The following is a 16,859-nucleotide window of genomic DNA, read 5'->3' on the forward strand; positions in this document are numbered from 1 at the left end:
TGCGCCGGTGGCGACTGACAACACCAGGCTCACACCGGAAGGTGTTGCGGTCAGTGGAAACGTGATCACGAACAACACCGGCAACGGTGTGGACAGCGACCCAGAGGGAGATACTCTGACAGTCGACGGATTCGTGGTCGCCGGTGTCGCCGGAACACCTGTCATGGGGACGCCGTTCAACATGCCTGGCGTGGGTGACATCGTGATCAACGGCGATGGCAGCTATACGTTTACGCCAGAGGCTGGCTTCTCGGGTGACGTACCGGTGATCACCTATACGTTGTCCGATGGAACAGACACTGACACGGCAGATCTGAGGATCACCGTGATCGGCGGAACAGACACGCCATCGATTGTTGGTGACAACGAAACCACGAACGAAGACACACCGGTGGAAATCGACGTGCTGGCCAACGATGCGCCTGGCAGTGATGGCCCATTGACGATCACCGAAATCAATGGTCAGCCGGTTGCTCCGGGCACGCCAGTCGCGCTGCAGGACCCCGTCACGGGCACTCCGATTGGCACGGTCGAGATCCTCGATGGTGGTACCCCGGGCGACCCGACGGATGACACACTGCTGTTCACGCCTGCACCTGGCTACAACGGGCCGGTGGACTTCACGTATACCGCCGAAGACCAGGTTGGCACGGCACTGGAAGCCCCTGTGCATGTGGACGTGCTTCCGCAGAATGATCCGCCAGTGGCCACGGACGACGTGACCAACACGCCGGTGGGCACGCCAGTGACCATCGACGTGATGGGCAACGACTCGGACCCTGATGGTGATCCGCTGACCATCACCGAAGTCAACGGTACCCCGATCACTCCGGGCACTCCGGTGGTGATCCCTGGCGAAGGCATTGTGGCCCTCGACAACGGTGGCACGCCGGATGACCCAAGCGATGATCGTCTGGTGTTCCTGCCCGACCCGGGATTCATGGGACCTGCCACCTTTGACTACACGGTGGCCGATCCTGATGGAGAGACCAGCACTGCGACGGTTACCGTCAACGTGGGCGAAGACAATCTTCCGCCTGTGGCCAACCCGGACACCAACTCTGTTGGCGAAGATGACACCTTGACGGTAGATGCCGCCAATGGCGTGATCCAGAGCCCTGCAGGTCAGGATGTCGACCCGAATGGCGATACGCTGTCCGTGGCAGAAGTCAACGGTGACCCTGCCCTGGTGGGCGAGCCTGTGACCGGTACCAACGGTACATTGACGCTCAACCCGGATGGTTCCTATGTGTACCAGCCCAACCCGGCCACTCAGGCTCTGGGTGCGGGTGAGTCGGTGTCGGAGACCTTTACCTATACGGTGACCGACCCGTCCGGCGAGACCGCGACAACAACGTTGACGATCGTGGTCAACGGAGCCAATGACGCCCCTGTCGCGGTGGATGACTCGGAAGTGACGCCGCCGGATACACCGGTCAGCGGAAATGTTCTGGGCAACGACAGCGATCCTGATGGGGATACGCTGACGGTGACGGAGTTCACGGTTGGAGGCACGACGTATCCAGCTGGGACGACTGTCACACTGCCATCAGTGGGCGAGCTCATCGTCAATCCCGACGGCAGCTACACGTTTACACCGGAACCGGGCTTTGAAGGTTCTGTGCCGCCGGTCACCTACACGGTGACGGATGGCGCAGACACAGCCACGGCAGATCTGACGCTTCTGGTCGATGGCGTTGACGATCCACCGATTGCTGTGAATGACACGGTGGTCGGACAGGAAGATGAGCCTGTCACCTTTGATCCGCGGACCAATGACATTGATCCCGAAGGCGAGCCGCTTTCGATCACCGAGATCAACGGCCAACCCATCAGTGTGGGCAGCCCGATCACGATCTACGATCCGGCAGACGGAGTGACCCCCATCGGTGAAATGAGCCTGGAGCCAGACGGACGCCTGACGTTCGATCCGGTGCCAGACTACTTCAACACCACGCCGGTGCCGGTGCAATACACGGTGGTCGACCCGCAAGGCAATCCTGCCACCGCGACGATCAACATCACCATCAACCCGGTGAATGATCCTCCAGTGGCCGTGGACGACGGGCCGGTGCCAACTGTCCCTGACGAGCCCGTCAGCGGTAACGTGATCGACAACGATTCGGATCCCGAGGGTGATCCGCTGCAAGTCGTCGACTTCACTATTGCCGGTCTGCCGGGCCCGATTGCAGCTGGTACGCTGACGGTCATTCCGGGAGTGGGTACGCTGGTGATCAATCCGGATGGCGGATTCACGTTCGATCCGGATGCAGGCTACCTTGGCCCAGTGCCGCCGGTCACGTACACGCTTTCCGATGGCGCTCTGACCAGCACAGCGACGCTGAGCTTTGAAGACGTGGCGCAGCCACCAACTTCGTTGCCACCAGCACCTTCGCCGGCACCAGCGCCCACGCCTGCACCAGCACCTGCCCCTGTGGCAGTGGTTCCGCCGGCACCCGCGCCTGAGGACATTCGCCAGCCTGGCTGGGGAGATGAGTCTGAAACACCGAATTTGCCGGTGCAATATATCCCTTATCCTGCTACCAACTCATTGCACGTTCTGTACGCTGTAGGTAATTCTCAGACAGAAGCCGCGATTCGTGGTTCGATCACAGGAGGAATTCAGGCGGGCGCTCCGCTGATGGGTGAGGCAATGGCGATGCGGCCGGATGGCTTGCTCTTCCGCTCTCCGGACGAGCTCTCCATGCAGCCTTCGCTGTTTGTGCAGCACGCTGTGCGTCACGAGCCGCTGGATATGTCGCACACGCTGCATGTTCAGTTGGCGGTTCGCTCATCGCAAGTGGAGGCGGAAGTCCGGGATGCTGCGATCAATTCGCTCAACTCGGCCAATCCGGTCTTCGACAGCTTGCTGGATCCGTTTGCCTTGGGCGCAGCCGCGCCGGAGGGTAGCGAATCTGCTGTGGCTGAAGCGGCTCCTGAAAGGCCAGAAGCCGCCCGAAGTGTGGTTGCTGCAGAGAGCAGTGACTCGCTGAAAGCGGAGCAGATTGAAACCAATGTAGAGGGACAGGCTCAAGTGACTGACCATACGACCGAAATAGCAGTAGATAAGCCGAAAGCCGCTGTGGGTTTCCGTGCCCAACTGTCTCGCATGGCATCCGACTGGGGTGCAAGCACCCGACCTGTTACCCGCACTGCCGTTAAAAGCTGATCAAATCATTCTGAAGAGGAAATGACAATGAAAAAGAACCAAGCAATCACCGCTCAGCGCAACTCGCTGCTCGCGCGCAGCGCGGTGGTATTGGCGTGTGCTGCCGTCATGGCTGGCTGTAGCGTCGCACCCAAGGCTCTGACGGCAGATGAGGTGCGCGACCGTGTCAAGGAAGACACGGCACTCATGTACGAAAACCAGGAGAAAATTCAAGCTCCTGTGTCGATGGAAGAAGCGATCGCCCGTGCACTGAAGTACAACCTGGACTATCGACTCAAGCGCATGGAGTCGGCGCTGGCACTGGGCCTGACGGACTATGCCAGCATGGACATGCTGCCGCAGTTGGTAGCGTCGGCTGGCTATCGCGACCGCAACAACTTCAGTGGTGGCACCAGCATTGGCATTCTCGATGGAGAGGTCTCTGATCGTCCCACCAGCTCGGACGAGCGCCGCCACAACCTGAGCAGCATCGAGTTCTCCTGGAATGTTCTGGATTTTGGCGTTTCCTACTACCGCGCTCGCCAGCAGAGCGACCAGTTCCTGATCGCCGAAGAGCGCCGCCGCAAAGTGGTGCAAAACCTGATGCAGGACGTTCGCGCCGCCTATTGGCGTGCTCTGGGTGCCCAGCGCCTGGAAGCCAAGGCAGACGAGATCATGAAGAAGGCCAATGTGGCCTTGAACCGCTCACAGGAAGCTGAGAAACAGAAGATCATTCCTCCTGGCGTTGCGCTCAAGTATCAACGTGCGCTGCTCGATGCCACGACGCTTCTGAACCAGCGTCGCCAGGACCTGGAGTTCGCCAAGCGTGAACTGGCGGCTTTGATGAACGTGCCAAGCGGCGTGACGTTCTCGGTGGCCGAAGCCAAAGAGCTGGAGCTGCCCGCAGCGCCTCGCGACATGGACAAGCTCGAGGAGACCGCTCTGCTGCAGCGGCCGGAACTGCGCGAAGAGGATTTCCGCAAGCGCATCACGGCTGATGAGGCGCGCAAGCAGATTCTTGGCCTTCTCCCCGGTCTGTCGATCAGCTTTGGCAAATACCATGACTCCAATCGCTTCCTCTACAACAGCGGCTGGAGCGAAGGTGGTGTCAACGTGGCATGGAACCTGATGCGTCTGGTGTCCATTCCGGCCATGAATCGCGCCCAGAAGTATCAGGAAGAGACGGACAAGGCTCGCCGCATGGCGCTTTCCATGGCCATTCTGACGCAAACGCGTGTGGCTGCAGAGCGTTATCGCATGGCTCTACAGGACTACAAGCTGGCCGATCAGGCTGCTCAGGTGGACGAACGTCTGGCAGGCTACACACGTGCGTCGGTTTCCTCCAAGCTCGATAGCGAGCTTGAAGCCATCCGCACGGAAGCCAAGGCAGTGTTGGGCGCGTACCAGCGTGCCAACGCCTATGCCAACGCTCACATTGCCTTCGGACGACTGTACAACTCGGTTGGATTCGATCCGATCGCTGATGATTTTGAAGACAACAACCTGCAAGAGCTGACCACCCGTGTCGGGCAGCACCTCAATGCTGTCCAGCAGGATGCCTTCTCCATGTCATCCAACCTGTTTGGACGTGCCCCTTCCGTGCGACTCGACCTCGCCGGCATTGAAGATCCGATTCAGCAAGTTCGGATGAAGGCCATGGTGGCGGAACTCCTGAACCGACATGACATCGAAACTGAAGGTGGTCAGGGCCAGTCGCTGCGCTTGTCGTTCGCGTCCACCCCGACCAATGGTGTCGAGCGCGCATCGTGGACCTTGGGTCTGGTGGGCGAAGATGGTCAGGTGAAGCAGGAAGCCCGCTTTGCAACCACTTTGCCTGCAGATGCACGCCGTTCGATGTATGAGTCGAGCCTGATGGCGGCCATGAACGCCAAGCTCGGCGATATCAAAACCTGGCTGAACGCTGAATGACCTCCTATTTCTCCAAGTTGACCCTTCGCCGCATTCGGCAGCTGTCGGCGCCGTTCGCCCTGGTCGGAGCCCTGTCTGCCTCCGGCCTGTCGTGGGCTGCCGGCCCGGCGGGTGCTCAGCCTGCTGCTCCGGCAGCGACTGTGTCGATGTCCGAGCCGGTGCGTGCACTGGTTATCGCTGCAGGTGAGACCACTTTGGCCAGCCCTGTGGCTGGTCGAATCGTCATGGTCTATGCTGCCTTGGGTCAGCCATTCAGCAAGGGGCGCGTGCTGGTCAAGCTTGACTGTGACGAACATCAGGCCAAGCTGGCCATGGCCAAGGCAGAACTGGCCGCGGCCAACGATCAGTACGAAGCCAAGCTGCGGATGCAGGGCCTGGAGCAGGCCAGCGACGTGGAAGTCTCCCTGGCTGCCAGCGAAGTCGCCAAGAACAAGGCTCAGGTTGACTTGCAGCAGTTCCAGATCTCACAGTGCTCGATCCGTGCACCCTGGGCGGGCAATACGGCCAATCTGCATGTCAAGAACTACATGAGCGTGACGGCTGGACAGCCTCTGCTGGACCTGGTCCGGTCGGGACACATGAGAGTCAAAGCCAACGTGCCATCGAAGTGGCTCAAGCAGCTGGCGCCGGGAAATCGTTTTTCCGTGAAGGTGGATGAGACTGGCAAAACCTACGAGGCTCGCTTGCGGCTGATCAACAGCCGTATCGACCCTGTCAGTCAGACCATCGAGGTTGAAGGTACGATGCTGGAGCTCCACGAAGACCTTTTGCCAGGCATGAGTGGGCAGGCAACTTTCTCATCAGCGAACTGACCGATAGCAATGTCCGACACGCCTGATCTGGGCGTCTTGCTTCAGATCGAGGCGCGAGCGATGGCAGCCACCGGGCTGCCATCTTTGCGCTTTACCATTGTCAATGAGACACACGCCCTGGCGTCGTACCGTCAGGCGGCGTTGTTCGAGCAGCAGATGGGCCGATTGTCGCTACAGGCTGCCTCGGGCCTTGTCAGCGTCGCCAACGATTCTCCATTCGCGGTATGGCTGACCAGGTTCGCGCAACGATTGCCGCGCGACGGCAATGTGCATTGCCTTGACTTCGAGAATGCGGCTCCAGACGACAAGGACGGCTGGGAAGAGTGGCTGCCGGATCATCTGCTGGTGGTGCCCGTCAAGTCCGCCGATGGCAAAGAACTGGCGATCGCCCTTTATGCAAGGGAAACACCTTGGTCGGAGCAGGAAGTCCAGCTTCTTGGGCGCCTGCACCTGACCTATGCAAACTGCTACCTTGCGCTGAAGAACAGAAGACCGTCCGTATGGGCAAGGCTCGGAAACTGGTTCGGTCGCGGACGGGCCAAATGGTGGCTTCTGCTGCTGCTCGGAGCCATGTTTGTGCCGGTTCGACTGTCGGTTCTAGCCCCTGCGGAAGTGATTGCTCTGAATGCATTGGCGGTGGCTGCGCCACAAGATGGCGTGATCGGCGCCTTTGCTGTGGCACCCAACGGGCGGGTCGCAACAGGAGATCTTCTGTTCTCGCTTGATGACACGGTGTTGACCAACAAGCGACAAGTGGCCCAGAAGGCTCTGGAGGTGGCGCGTGCCGATGCACACATTGCTCAGCAAAGAGCTTTTGACGACGTTCAAAGCAAAGCCGAAGTGGCGGTAGCGCTGGGCAAGGTGCGGGAAAAAGAGGCTGAGCTGGCCGCTGTTGAGGAGCAAGCCAAGCGTGTGGAAGTTCGGGCAGATCGCGATGGGGTGGCCATCTTCAGTGATCCCAACGACTGGATCGGGCGTCCAGTGCAGACAGGTGAGCGAGTCATGCAACTGGCACAGCCGGAAGACGCAGGCATGCTGATCTGGCTGGGAACGTCCGATGCCATCGAGCTTGAAGAAGATGCCCCCGTGCGCATGTTCCTGCACACCGACCCGTTGGGACCTCGTGATGCCAGGGTGTTCGAGTCCAGCTACCAATCGTCACTTAGCCAGGATGGCGTGGCATCGTACCGCCTTCGAGCTCGCTTCAACGATGGTGAGCCGCTGCCCCGCATTGGCTTGCGAGGAACGGCACGCCTGTCTGGCGAATGGGTGTTTCTTGGCTACTACCTCTTCAGACGCCCATTGGCAACGGTGCGCGAATGGACCGGACTGTAAACGCCTCCGAGACCTTGTCGACCAAGGTCAATGTCGTCAAGCCCCGGCAGGCGCCGAAGCCGATACCGCTGCCCGCCATCCGGGACGAGCTCAAGCTGTTTGAAGCAGCCGCCAACCATGACGGAACGCCTGCCTGGATGATCCAGGACCCGGTAAACAACCGGTTTTTCCGCATTGGCTGGCTTGAATTTGAGCTTTTGCTGCACTGGGACATGGGTGAGGCTCGAGCAGCATTGAGTCAGATCAATCAAGCCACCCCTTTGAACGCTACCCTGGCGGACGTGAAGGAAATGGTCGAGTTTCTGTCTGACAACCAGTTACTCAAAGCTGCACAGCCGTCGGATGTGGGGCGTCTGGTCAGCAGGCTCAATCGACAGAAGAAGTCGACATTCGACTGGCTGTTTCACAACTACCTGTTCTTCAGAATCCCGCTGGTTCGGCCTCAGCAGAAGCTTGAAGCCTTGCGCCCATGGTTGCAATCAATGCCTTGGGGCCTTGTGGCATGGTTGATCATGGGGCTGACCTTTGTCGGCCTGTATCTGGTGTCGCGCCAATGGGATGTCTTTGCACACACGTTTGTCGACAACCTGAGCCTCTCGGGGGTGCTGGGCTATGGGGTGGCCCTGGTGTTTGCCAAGACCTGTCATGAGCTTGGACATGCGCTTGCCGCCACGCGATATGGCGTGCGTGTCGCTCACATGGGAGTGGCGTTCCTGGTGATGTTTCCCATGCTGTACACCGATACCGGTGAAAGCTGGCGCCTCAAGGACAATCGGCAACGGTTGCGAATCGCCTCTGCAGGCATGGCGGTTGAACTGGCTTTGGCAGGGCTGTCAACCTTTCTCTGGAGTATCACCAGTGACGGGCCTCTGCGAAACGGACTCTTTTTCCTGGCGACGACAAGCTGGGTCATGACGCTCCTGATCAATGCCAGTCCATTCATGCGGTTTGACGGGTATTTCATTGCCAGTGACATACTGGATATGCCCAACCTGCACCAGCGCTCGTCTGCCATGGCGCAGACATGGCTGCGGCGGGCGCTGCTGGGCTTTGGCGATGACTGGCCTGAGACGGTGCCGGATGCCAAGCGCAAGGCGCTGATCACCTTTGCATTGACGACCTGGATTTACCGTCTGGTGGTGTTTCTCGGCATCGCAGCGCTGGTGTACTACTTCTTTTTCAAGGTGCTTGGCATCGTCATGATGGCCTTTGAGCTGTTCTGGTTCATCGGCAAACCTGTTGTGAAGGAGCTGGCTGTGTGGAAAAGCAGAAAGGATGAGATCTTGCCTTCAAGGAAAGCTGCGATGTGGCTCACGGGCCTGGCAGGCCTGGTGGTTCTGGTGATGCCGTTTCAGAGCAGCATTCGAGGCGAGGGCTGGCTGCACGCCCGAAACCAGCACCTCATCCATGCGCCATTTCCTGCGCAGCTGGTCAAGCTGCCTGTGGCAGGGCCGGTGACTGCTGGTGCCACCTTGTTGACGCTCGATTCCCGTTCGTTGTCGATCGCACAGGATAGGGCCAGCGCACTTGCTCGTGCGCGAGAGGAACAGATTGCTGGCCTGCTCGGATTGCCTGATGGAGAGGCGCAAAGGCGAACGCTTCAGTCACAAAAGGCCATGTTCGAGGCGGAAGCGAAGCTCAGCTCTGACGAACGCGCGCGGCTCACTCTCAGGGCGCCTTTTGCTGGCGAACTGGTCGACATCGACCCGCTTCTGTCGGAGGGCGGCTGGGTGAAGAGCCGGCAGCCGCTGGCCATGCTGATCGACCGGTCAAGCTGGGTGGTCGATGCGCTGGTAGAAGAGGCCGACCTGGCCTTGATCGAGGTGGGCGATACGGCGCGGGTACGCGTCATGACCAGTCCTGACCAATGGCTGTCTGGCGTGGTCGAGGCCATCGACGTCTCGCGGATCAACTCACTGCCTTCCGAAGCTCTGGATGCTCAGCATGGTGGCCCCATCGTCACCGTTGAGCCGCCGGATGGCCAGATCAATGGGCAGGACATTGGTCGGGTCCCCAAGGATGCCCTGTTCAGGGTCCGCGTGAAGATCGACGAGCCCCCGGTGACGCATGCCGCCATGGCCGCTAGGGTCGTGATCGAAGGTGACGCGCACTCCTTGTTGGCACGGGCTACGCGACGCGTGGTGTCGGTTTTCGTCAGGGAGAGCGGTTTTTGACATGTTGTCACACACCCGGCGGTGTGTGTGCTTCAAAAACCCGTATGTGCGACTCTTGTGTCGTGAGATGATCGGTGCCTATGGGCATTGTTCGTGTCGCTACCTACAACATTCACAAAGGTGTGCAAGGCCTCGGTCTGGCGCGCCGGCTTGAGATTCACAACCTGGTTCATGCCGTCGAGCAGATCGATGCCGATATCGTCTGCTTGCAGGAAGTCCGCCTGAACAATCGCAAGTTCGAGCGTGTCTTCACCCAATGGCCAAGCCTGGGTCAGGCAGATTACCTGTCGCCTGAAGGCTATGAGGCGGTATACAAGACCAACGCCTATACACGCCATGGTGAACACGGTAATGCGCTGCTGTCACGGTGGCCGGTCCTGGGCAGTGGGCATGCCGATGTGTCGGATCACCGGTTCGAGCAGCGCGGCCTGCTTCACGTGCAGTTGCTGGTAGAGCAGAAACTGGTCCATGTGGTCGTGGTTCATCTCGGGCTGATCCATGCCAGCCGGGAGCGTCAGGTTCGCCGTCTGGGGGAGTTCATCGCGCGAGAAGTGCAGGATGATGCGCCCCTGATCGTGGCGGGTGACTTCAACGACTGGGGCGCTCAGTTGATTCGGCCCATGGACGCGCTGGGCCTGAAGACGTTTGAGGGTCTTCGGCTTCCCACCTATCCGGCCAGGCTTCCTCTCTTGCACCTGGATCGCATCTACTGCCGAGGACTTTCACTGAGAACGGCGCATGTGCCGCATGGCCGTGCGTGGTCCCGCATGTCTGACCATTTGCCGCTGATCGCGGACCTCGAACTCGATTGAGAGGCTGTCGATGTTGGGCGCGTCTTCCCCGCACTCTCTCGAGATGCATCCAGGGATGCCCAGCGCGCTCGGTCAGATGCAGCCTGGGCACCATCTGACGTTGCTGCAGGGCGGTGGCGAGTTCTTTCCCGCACTTGTTGAAGCCATGGATGCGGCGCGAGAACTGGTGCATCTCGAGACCTATATCTTCGAGTTTGCCGGTGGTGCGATCGGTGTGGCCGAAGCCATGATCAGGGCCGCCCGCCGAGGAGTGGAAGTGCGGCTGGTCATCGACGGGGTCGGCTCTCCCTCCGTGCCGCCCGAGTGGCGTGCAAGACTGAATGCGGCAGGCGTTCTTTGGACGCATTACGCACCGCTGGGCCGGCTTGGCCTCCTGATTCCCAGCCGCTGGCGACGCCTGCACCGCAAGTTGTGCGTGGTCGACGGCGAAGTGGGCTTTTGCGGCGGGATCAACATCATCGATGACCGCGATGATGTGGCCCTTGGCCATTTGAAAGAGCCGCGGCTGGACTACTCGCTTAGGGTGACCGGACCTTTGGTGACTGACATGGCGGCAGGGATGGAGCAGCTGTGGTGGCGCATGCAGGTGGTTCGCCGTATTCGTCGGCGAGAGTTCAGGGCAGCATGGGGTGTGGTCCAGGGCGATGGATCGTCGCCAGATCTCAAGAAACTCTTTTCGCGAAAGGACAGCGAGAAGAAGTCCTCGGGCATTCCCGCCGCGGGCGAAGGCGGGTCCTGGGTCAACAGTTCGGCAGCCGAGCTACGCGCGGTGGATGATGCCAGTGCAGCGCTGGTTCTGCGAGACAACGTCGGTCACCGGGCAGACATTGAGAAGGCTTACCTGAAAGCCATCGGCGAGGCGAGGCAATCCATATTGATCGCGAACGCGTATTTCGTTCCCGGACGACGTCTCCGAAAAGCCTTGATCATGGCGCGGCAAAGAGGTGTCTCTGTTCGCTTGCTGCTGCAGGGCAAGTACGAAAACTTCTTCCAGTACCATGCAGCACGGCCCGTCTACAACTCACTGACACTTGCTGGTATCGAGCTGTTCGAATACGAGCCAAGCGCTTTGCATGCCAAGGTGGCTGTGGTGGATCAGCGCTGGGCCACTGTGGGGTCCACCAACCTCGATCCGCTTTCACTGCTGCTGGCCAGAGAGGCGAATGTCATGACAACCGACCCGCGTTTCGCGCAGCTGCTTTTTGCCAGTCTTGAGAATGAAATCGAGCATGCCAGCCGGAAACTCGATGCCAAGGTCCTGGCGGCACGTCCGTGGCGGCAAAGGGCGTTTGACCGCATTGCATTTGCCTTGATGCGGACCCTGCTGTTTCTGACGGGGCATCGCTATTGAGGTGCGGGGTCTCCAAGGCGACGCCAGAGACCATTGACCCCGTTGCAAGTGCTTGATTTTTAGAGCTTTTTGCACGCTTGCTCGCTCAAAGTGGTAGCATGCTCCATGCTCATGAAATCCGACGCCGACATGACGAAAGCCGATAGCTCCGACGCAGACGTGGGTGTGCCCGTCTCCGTCAAGATCCGCGAGCGCATCCAACAGGCGCGCAAGCGCTTTCACTCGAACGACAACATTGCCGAGTTCATCGAACCAGGCGAGCTGGAGAAGCTGCTCGAGGAAGTCACGGACAAGATGCAGGGCGTTCTCGACGCCATGGTCATCGACACGGAAAACGACCACAACACGGGCGATACGGCAAGGCGAGTGGCCAAGATGTATCTCAACGAGGTGTTTCGTGGGCGATATGTCACCGGCCCTGAAGTCACCGAGTTTCCGAATGCGGAGCACCTCAATGAGTTGATGATTGTGGGGCCCATTACCGTGCGAAGTGCGTGCAGCCACCACCTGTGTCCAGTGATCGGAAAGATCTGGATCGGTGTCATGCCCAACGAGCACACCAACGTCATTGGGCTGTCCAAGTACGCTCGAATGGCAGAGTGGATCATGGGGCGTCCGCAGATCCAGGAAGAGGCGGTTGTTCAGCTGGCCGACCTGATCCAGGAGAAGACGCAGCCCGACGGCCTGGCTATCGTGATGGAGGCCAGCCACTATTGCATGGCCTGGCGTGGGGTGAAAGACATGGACAGCCGCATGATCAATTCCGTGATGCGCGGCGTGTTCCTCAAGGACCCCAACTTGCGCCGCGAGTTTCTCTCGCTGATACCTCGCCGGTCCTGAAATCCATCTGACCTAGCCCATTATCTTCACCATGCTGGTTCGATTGCTCTATGTCAGCCGTGCAGCGGAAGCACACAGTTCAAATGCCATTGACGGCATTCTTGAGGTTTCGCGCGCACACAACTTGCACAACGGCATCACGGGTGTGCTTTGCTATGGCGGCGGGATATTCCTTCAGGCCATTGAAGGTGGCCGCTCTGCAGTCAACAACCTGTACAACCACATTGCGGCAGATGAGCGCCACCAGGACGTGGTATTGCTGCATTACGAAGAAATCAGTGAACGACGGTTCGGTGGCTGGACCATGGGGCAAGTGAATCTCTCCAAACTCAACACATCCATTGTGCTGAAATACTCGGAGCGCCCCGAGTTCGATCCTTACAGCGTCTCTGGCAAAGTGTCGCTGGCTTTGCTGGAAGAGCTGATGGCGACAGCCAGCATCATCGGCCGTGCCTGAATGCCCGCGCAGCTTGCAGTTGCGCTGAAAGCGGCGGCCCACTGTTTCTTTGGCTGAGGGCAGGATATGCCCTGGCAAGCGTTCGCCCTTGTTGTTCTGGCCGGGCTTATTCATGCTGGCTGGAATATCGTGGCCAAGCGGACATCGGGTGACGCGCGGTTTGCCTTCTTCACATCGGTCGTCATGGGCGTGGTGTGGGCGCCGCTGGCCCTCTGGGTCGGGCACGAATCGGTTCCCCATTGGGACTGGCGGGCCTGGACGGCAGTCACGGTCAGTGGGGTGGTCCATGTCATCTACTTCGTGACCTTGCTTCGGGGCTACCGCAAGGGTGACCTGACGGTGGTCTATCCTCTGGCGCGAGGCTCAGGGCCATTGTTGACTTCCTTGCTGGCCATCACATTGCTGGGAGAGCGCATCTCGCTGGTGGCAGCGTCGGGGATTGTCGGCATTGTTCTGGGGGTGTTCTTTGTCGCCGGAGGGCCTGCACTCTGGCGGCAAGGCAGGGATGAAGCGTCGCGCAACCGGCTGAGGGCTGGCGTCATGTATGGCTTGCTGACCGGTGTCTTTATCGCGAGCTATACCTTTGTCGATGGTTATGCTGTGAAAGTGCTGTTGCTCTCCCCCATACTGGTCGACTACATGGGCAATTTCGTGCGTCTGGCTGTGCTGGCGCCTACAGTTCTGCGTGACCGGGCGGAGACTGTGCAGTTGTGGCGCACGCAATGGCGGTCAGCGGCCATCGTCGGTGTTTTTGGGCCAGTGGCCTATGTACTCGTGATGTATGCCATGCAAATGGCACCACTGTCGCATGTGGCGCCAGCGCGCGAAGTCTCCATGTTGTTTGCGGCCGTGATAGGCGGCCACTTGCTGGGCGAAAGCGACCGCGGGGTACGCATTGTGGGTGCGTGTGCCATTGCGCTGGGCGTCGTGGCCCTGGGGCTTGGATGAGTCGTGGCGTCAACTCAGGAGAGGGCAGCCTCGATAGCGTTGGCTGGTCTTTGATCGGCTGTGATTTCACCAGTGCGCCGTCGCGTCGGAAGCCGGTTGTGACAGCCATTGGCCGCATGCAGGGCACGGCTGTGCTGCTGGGTGTCATCGAACGCTATGCATCGCTGGATGATTGGACGACGAGCCTGTCTGAAAACTCGAACTGGGTGGGCGGCTTTGACCTTCCCTTTGGCTTGCCCAGGGAGCTGACGGAGACGCTTGGGTGGCCTGCCGACTGGATGGCATGTGTGAGTCATTTTTGTGCCATGGACCGATCAGAGGTCCGATCCAGCTTCAAAGCCTTTTGCGATCAGCGGCCGGCTGGCGCAAAGTTCGCGCATCGCCTGACCGACCGCCCTGCCGGTTCGAGCCCCAGCATGAAGTGGGTCAATCCGCCAGTCGCCTTCATGATGCATGCAGGGCTGCCGGCATTGCTCAAAGCAGGCGTGTGTCTGCCCGGACTCCATCCTGGCGATGATTGTCGCGTGGCCCTGGAGGCTTACCCGGGAATGCTGGCGCGCAGCGTACTGGGCAGCACCAGCTACAAGTCGGACGACAAGTCCAGGCAGACTCCGCAGAGGCTGCTGGCACGCCGTGATCTGGTGGAAGCTCTGAACATGGGGAGTGCGCCGTTGTTGAGGAAATCAGGGCTGCGACTGCGCATGAGTCATGCCCAGCGTGACGAGCTGGTTGAAGACCCGACGGGAGACACGCTCGATGCTGTGCTGTGCATGATGGAAGCGGCATGGGCCCTCAAACAGCATGAAGCTGGCCATGCATGCTGGGGATTGCCACCGTTCGATCCTCTGGAAGGGTGGATTGTCTCAGCCGGGGAGCATTCCACCGAGAGCTGAAACCAGCGCAACGATGACCAGGGTGGCGAGCAGGTTGAGCATTGCGCCAGCCCGAACCATTTCGCCGATCTGCACATGGCCTGACCCATAGACAATCGCATTGGGTGGCGTTGCGACCGGAAGCATGAACGCGCAGCTGGCCGCCAGGGTGGCCGAGAACAGCAGAGGCAAGGGAGCCAGCCCCAAGCCTGCTGCCACCGCCGCGAGGACAGGGATGAACGTATTGGTGACGGCGGTGTTGCTGGTGAGTTCGGTCAGGACGATGATGAAGAGCGTGGCACCGAGCAGGACCCAGAGGTCGTTGACGCCGCGCAGCTGATGGAATGTACTGGCCAGCCAGGCGTCGACGCCGTTGAGCTGAATGGCGTGAGCCAGGCTGAGGCCGCCGCCAAACAGAAGCAGGATGCCCCAGGGAAGTGCTTTGGCGCTGTCCCAATCCATGGCGAACAGTCGGCGAGATGTGTCCACCGGGACCACGAACAGAAGCAGGGCGCCTGTCATGGCAATGACCGAATCCGTCAGACCCGGCAAACCCAGCCATTGACTCAGCCAGGGACGGGCTACCCAGGCCAGTGCCGTGCCGATGAACACGGCGAGCGCAATCCTCTCGCCCCGGCCCATGGGGTGCGGGTGGCTCAGGTCTTCGTCGATGGCAGCCTTGAGCTGCGCATCGAGGTTGAGGTGCATGGGGTACGCAAAGCGAACCAGCCAGAGCCAGGCGACGGGCAGCAGGACGAGCATCGCAGGGATGCCCACTGCCATCCAGTCTGTCATGCTGATGTCCAGACCCCACTGGTCGCGCGCGAAATTGGCGAGCACCAGGTTGGGTGGAGAGCCGATCAAAGTGCCCAGCCCGCCGATGGATGCGCCGTACGCAATGCCTAGCATCAGGTTCAGTCGCAAGTGGCGCAAGCCTGTCAGGGATTCGGGCGCGTCCGAGGGAAGGCGACTCCCGACCAATTGCGACACGCTCAGGCCCACTGGCAGCATCATCATGGCTGACGCCGTATTGGAAATCCACATGCTCAGCAAAGCGGAGGCCAGCATGAAGCCTGCTACCAGTCGGGTCGGTGCCGTCCCGACAGCTCTGACGATGCGAAGGCCAATGCGGGTGTGCAGATTCCACCGTTGAATGGACAAGCCGATGATGAAGCCGCCCATGAACAGAAAGATGATTTCCGATGCGTAGGGTGACAATGCGGACCGGGCGTCCGTCGCACCGGACAAGGGGAGCGCTATGGCGGGCAGCAAGGCTGTGACGGGCAGCGGAATGGCCTCTGTCATCCACCACAGGGCAACCCAGACTGCGATGGCTGCCGTGAGCCGGCCCCCTTGGGAGAGCGCGTCAGTATCGCTGGTGAGCCACCAGACAGTGATGGCACCCAACGGTCCCACCCAACGTCCCACCTGGGCAACCCGGTCGGTGAGTGCCATGGATGGGGGGCGGTCGTCAATATCGGGCATGCTGCAGGGCGGCTGAGTCAGGCTGGGTCCGGCAAAGCGTCAGAAGTGACAAGCGAGAACGGAGAAAGAGAAAAGGACAAGCCGTTCCCCAATTGTGGCATCAGCCAGCGGATGGCCGAGCTCAGGCATGGCAGACTCTGCGTATGGACAAAAGAGCAAGACTGGCAGTGTTGACCGGATCACTGCTGTGTGCCTCATGGCTGACCGGGTGTGTGCCGGAAAACACGGGCGGCGCCCCTCAAACTGCCGCATTTCATGGCGGCTATGACGCGCGCGTCGTCAAGGTAGTGGATGGCGACACGGTGTGGGTCAGGCCGGATGCGGGAGGTACCAGGCGCAAACTGCGTATCGTCGGTATGGATGCCCCGGAGATTTGCCAGGATGGAGGCATGCAGTCTCGTGACGTGCTGGCCAGGCGAATTCTGAACCGCACGGTGGTGGTCGATGAGGGTCGGAAGGACCGTTATGGCCGGCCGCTGGTGCGTCTGTTCCTGGGCGACGAGGACGTGGCCGCGTGGCTGGTCTCGTCCGGCTATGCGTGGTCTTATCGATACCAGGGCGACGAAGGGCCCTATGCGCTCGAAGAATCGATGGCCCGCGAAGCCGGTTTGGGTATCTTTGCCAATGCCGATGCGATGGAGCCGCGGCAATTTCGGAAGACCCATGGCCCTTGTCGCTGAACCCGGCTGGACGGAA

13 protein-coding genes are annotated in these 16,859 nt (G+C 60.1%); 12 read left to right on the forward strand and 1 reads right to left on the reverse strand.

Annotation, left to right across the window (positions count from 1 at the left end):
- The 11 genes from ABWV89_RS00005 to ABWV89_RS00055 form a co-directional block, all read left to right on the forward strand.
- Positions 1-3,169 (forward strand): Ig-like domain-containing protein (locus tag ABWV89_RS00005; protein ID WP_353392993.1); only part of this gene is annotated, 3,169 nt, incomplete at its 5' end.
- Between the two features lie 27 nt (positions 3,170-3,196).
- Positions 3,197-5,077: a TolC family protein gene (locus tag ABWV89_RS00010; RefSeq protein WP_353392996.1), complete on the forward strand. Its 1,881-nt coding sequence runs from the start codon at positions 3,197-3,199 to the stop codon at positions 5,075-5,077.
- Positions 5,074-5,889, forward strand: a complete 816-nt coding sequence (locus ABWV89_RS00015) for an efflux RND transporter periplasmic adaptor subunit (protein WP_353392999.1) — start codon at positions 5,074-5,076, stop codon at positions 5,887-5,889. Before ABWV89_RS00010 ends, ABWV89_RS00015 begins: the two co-directional genes overlap by 4 nt.
- Positions 5,890-5,898: 9 nt before the next feature.
- Positions 5,899-7,224, forward strand: coding sequence for an efflux RND transporter periplasmic adaptor subunit (locus ABWV89_RS00020; protein WP_353393002.1), 1,326 nt, complete (start codon positions 5,899-5,901; stop codon positions 7,222-7,224).
- Entirely contained in the window at positions 7,209-9,398 is a 2,190-nt protein-coding gene (locus tag ABWV89_RS00025; RefSeq protein ID WP_353393005.1) for a site-2 protease family protein, read from the forward strand. The genes ABWV89_RS00020 and ABWV89_RS00025 overlap by 16 nt, the downstream gene beginning before the upstream one ends.
- An 80-nt stretch (positions 9,399-9,478) precedes the next feature.
- Positions 9,479-10,210, forward strand: coding sequence for an endonuclease/exonuclease/phosphatase family protein (locus ABWV89_RS00030; RefSeq protein WP_353393008.1), 732 nt, complete (start codon positions 9,479-9,481; stop codon positions 10,208-10,210).
- Positions 10,211-10,265: 55 nt separating this feature from the next.
- Positions 10,266-11,561, forward strand: a complete 1,296-nt coding sequence (gene clsB / locus ABWV89_RS00035) for a cardiolipin synthase ClsB (RefSeq protein WP_353393011.1) — start codon at positions 10,266-10,268, stop codon at positions 11,559-11,561.
- Between the two features lie 105 nt (positions 11,562-11,666).
- Positions 11,667-12,401: a GTP cyclohydrolase I gene (folE, locus tag ABWV89_RS00040; RefSeq protein WP_353393014.1), complete on the forward strand. Its 735-nt coding sequence runs from the start codon at positions 11,667-11,669 to the stop codon at positions 12,399-12,401.
- Between the two features lie 31 nt (positions 12,402-12,432).
- Positions 12,433-12,858, forward strand: coding sequence for a BLUF domain-containing protein (locus ABWV89_RS00045; RefSeq protein WP_353393018.1), 426 nt, complete (start codon positions 12,433-12,435; stop codon positions 12,856-12,858).
- A 66-nt stretch (positions 12,859-12,924) separates the two neighbouring features.
- A complete protein-coding gene (locus tag ABWV89_RS00050) occupies positions 12,925-13,806 on the forward strand; it encodes an EamA family transporter (RefSeq protein WP_353393021.1) in 882 nt (293 codons plus the stop codon).
- Positions 13,803-14,699, forward strand: a complete 897-nt coding sequence (locus tag ABWV89_RS00055) for a DUF429 domain-containing protein (protein WP_353393023.1) — start codon at positions 13,803-13,805, stop codon at positions 14,697-14,699. The genes ABWV89_RS00050 and ABWV89_RS00055 overlap by 4 nt, the downstream gene beginning before the upstream one ends.
- Here ABWV89_RS00055 and ABWV89_RS00060 read toward each other — a convergent pair.
- Positions 14,670-16,163 (reverse strand): SLC13 family permease, encoded by a 1,494-nt coding sequence (locus tag ABWV89_RS00060; RefSeq protein WP_353393024.1) that lies wholly within the window; start codon positions 16,161-16,163, stop codon positions 14,670-14,672. The genes ABWV89_RS00055 and ABWV89_RS00060 overlap by 30 nt on opposite strands.
- Positions 16,164-16,306: 143 nt before the next feature.
- Between ABWV89_RS00060 and ABWV89_RS00065 the strand changes: the two genes are divergently transcribed.
- Entirely contained in the window at positions 16,307-16,843 is a 537-nt protein-coding gene (locus tag ABWV89_RS00065; protein ID WP_353393026.1) for a thermonuclease family protein, read from the forward strand.
- Positions 16,844-16,859: the final 16 nt, after the last annotated feature.

It is taken from the genome of Hydrogenophaga sp. 5NK40-0174 (genome assembly GCF_040372165.1).
GTDB lineage: Bacteria > Pseudomonadota > Gammaproteobacteria > Burkholderiales > Burkholderiaceae_C > Hydrogenophaga.

Coding starts and splice junctions, on each gene's coding strand:
- ABWV89_RS00055 (WP_353393023.1), top strand. CDS start 13,803: ATGAGTCGTGGCGTCAACTCAGGAGAGGGCAGCCTCGATAGCGTTGGC.
- ABWV89_RS00045 (WP_353393018.1), top strand. CDS start 12,433: ATGCTGGTTCGATTGCTCTATGTCAGCCGTGCAGCGGAAGCACACAGT.
- ABWV89_RS00030 (WP_353393008.1), top strand. CDS start 9,479: ATGGGCATTGTTCGTGTCGCTACCTACAACATTCACAAAGGTGTGCAA.
- ABWV89_RS00015 (WP_353392999.1), top strand. CDS start 5,074: ATGACCTCCTATTTCTCCAAGTTGACCCTTCGCCGCATTCGGCAGCTG.
- ABWV89_RS00065 (WP_353393026.1), top strand. CDS start 16,307: ATGGACAAAAGAGCAAGACTGGCAGTGTTGACCGGATCACTGCTGTGT.
- clsB (WP_353393011.1), top strand. CDS start 10,266: ATGCCCAGCGCGCTCGGTCAGATGCAGCCTGGGCACCATCTGACGTTG.
- ABWV89_RS00025 (WP_353393005.1), top strand. CDS start 7,209: ATGGACCGGACTGTAAACGCCTCCGAGACCTTGTCGACCAAGGTCAAT.
- ABWV89_RS00020 (WP_353393002.1), top strand. CDS start 5,899: ATGTCCGACACGCCTGATCTGGGCGTCTTGCTTCAGATCGAGGCGCGA.
- ABWV89_RS00050 (WP_353393021.1), top strand. CDS start 12,925: ATGCCCTGGCAAGCGTTCGCCCTTGTTGTTCTGGCCGGGCTTATTCAT.
- ABWV89_RS00060 (WP_353393024.1), bottom strand. CDS start 16,163: ATGCCCGATATTGACGACCGCCCCCCATCCATGGCACTCACCGACCGG.
- ABWV89_RS00010 (WP_353392996.1), top strand. CDS start 3,197: ATGAAAAAGAACCAAGCAATCACCGCTCAGCGCAACTCGCTGCTCGCG.
- folE (WP_353393014.1), top strand. CDS start 11,667: ATGCTCATGAAATCCGACGCCGACATGACGAAAGCCGATAGCTCCGAC.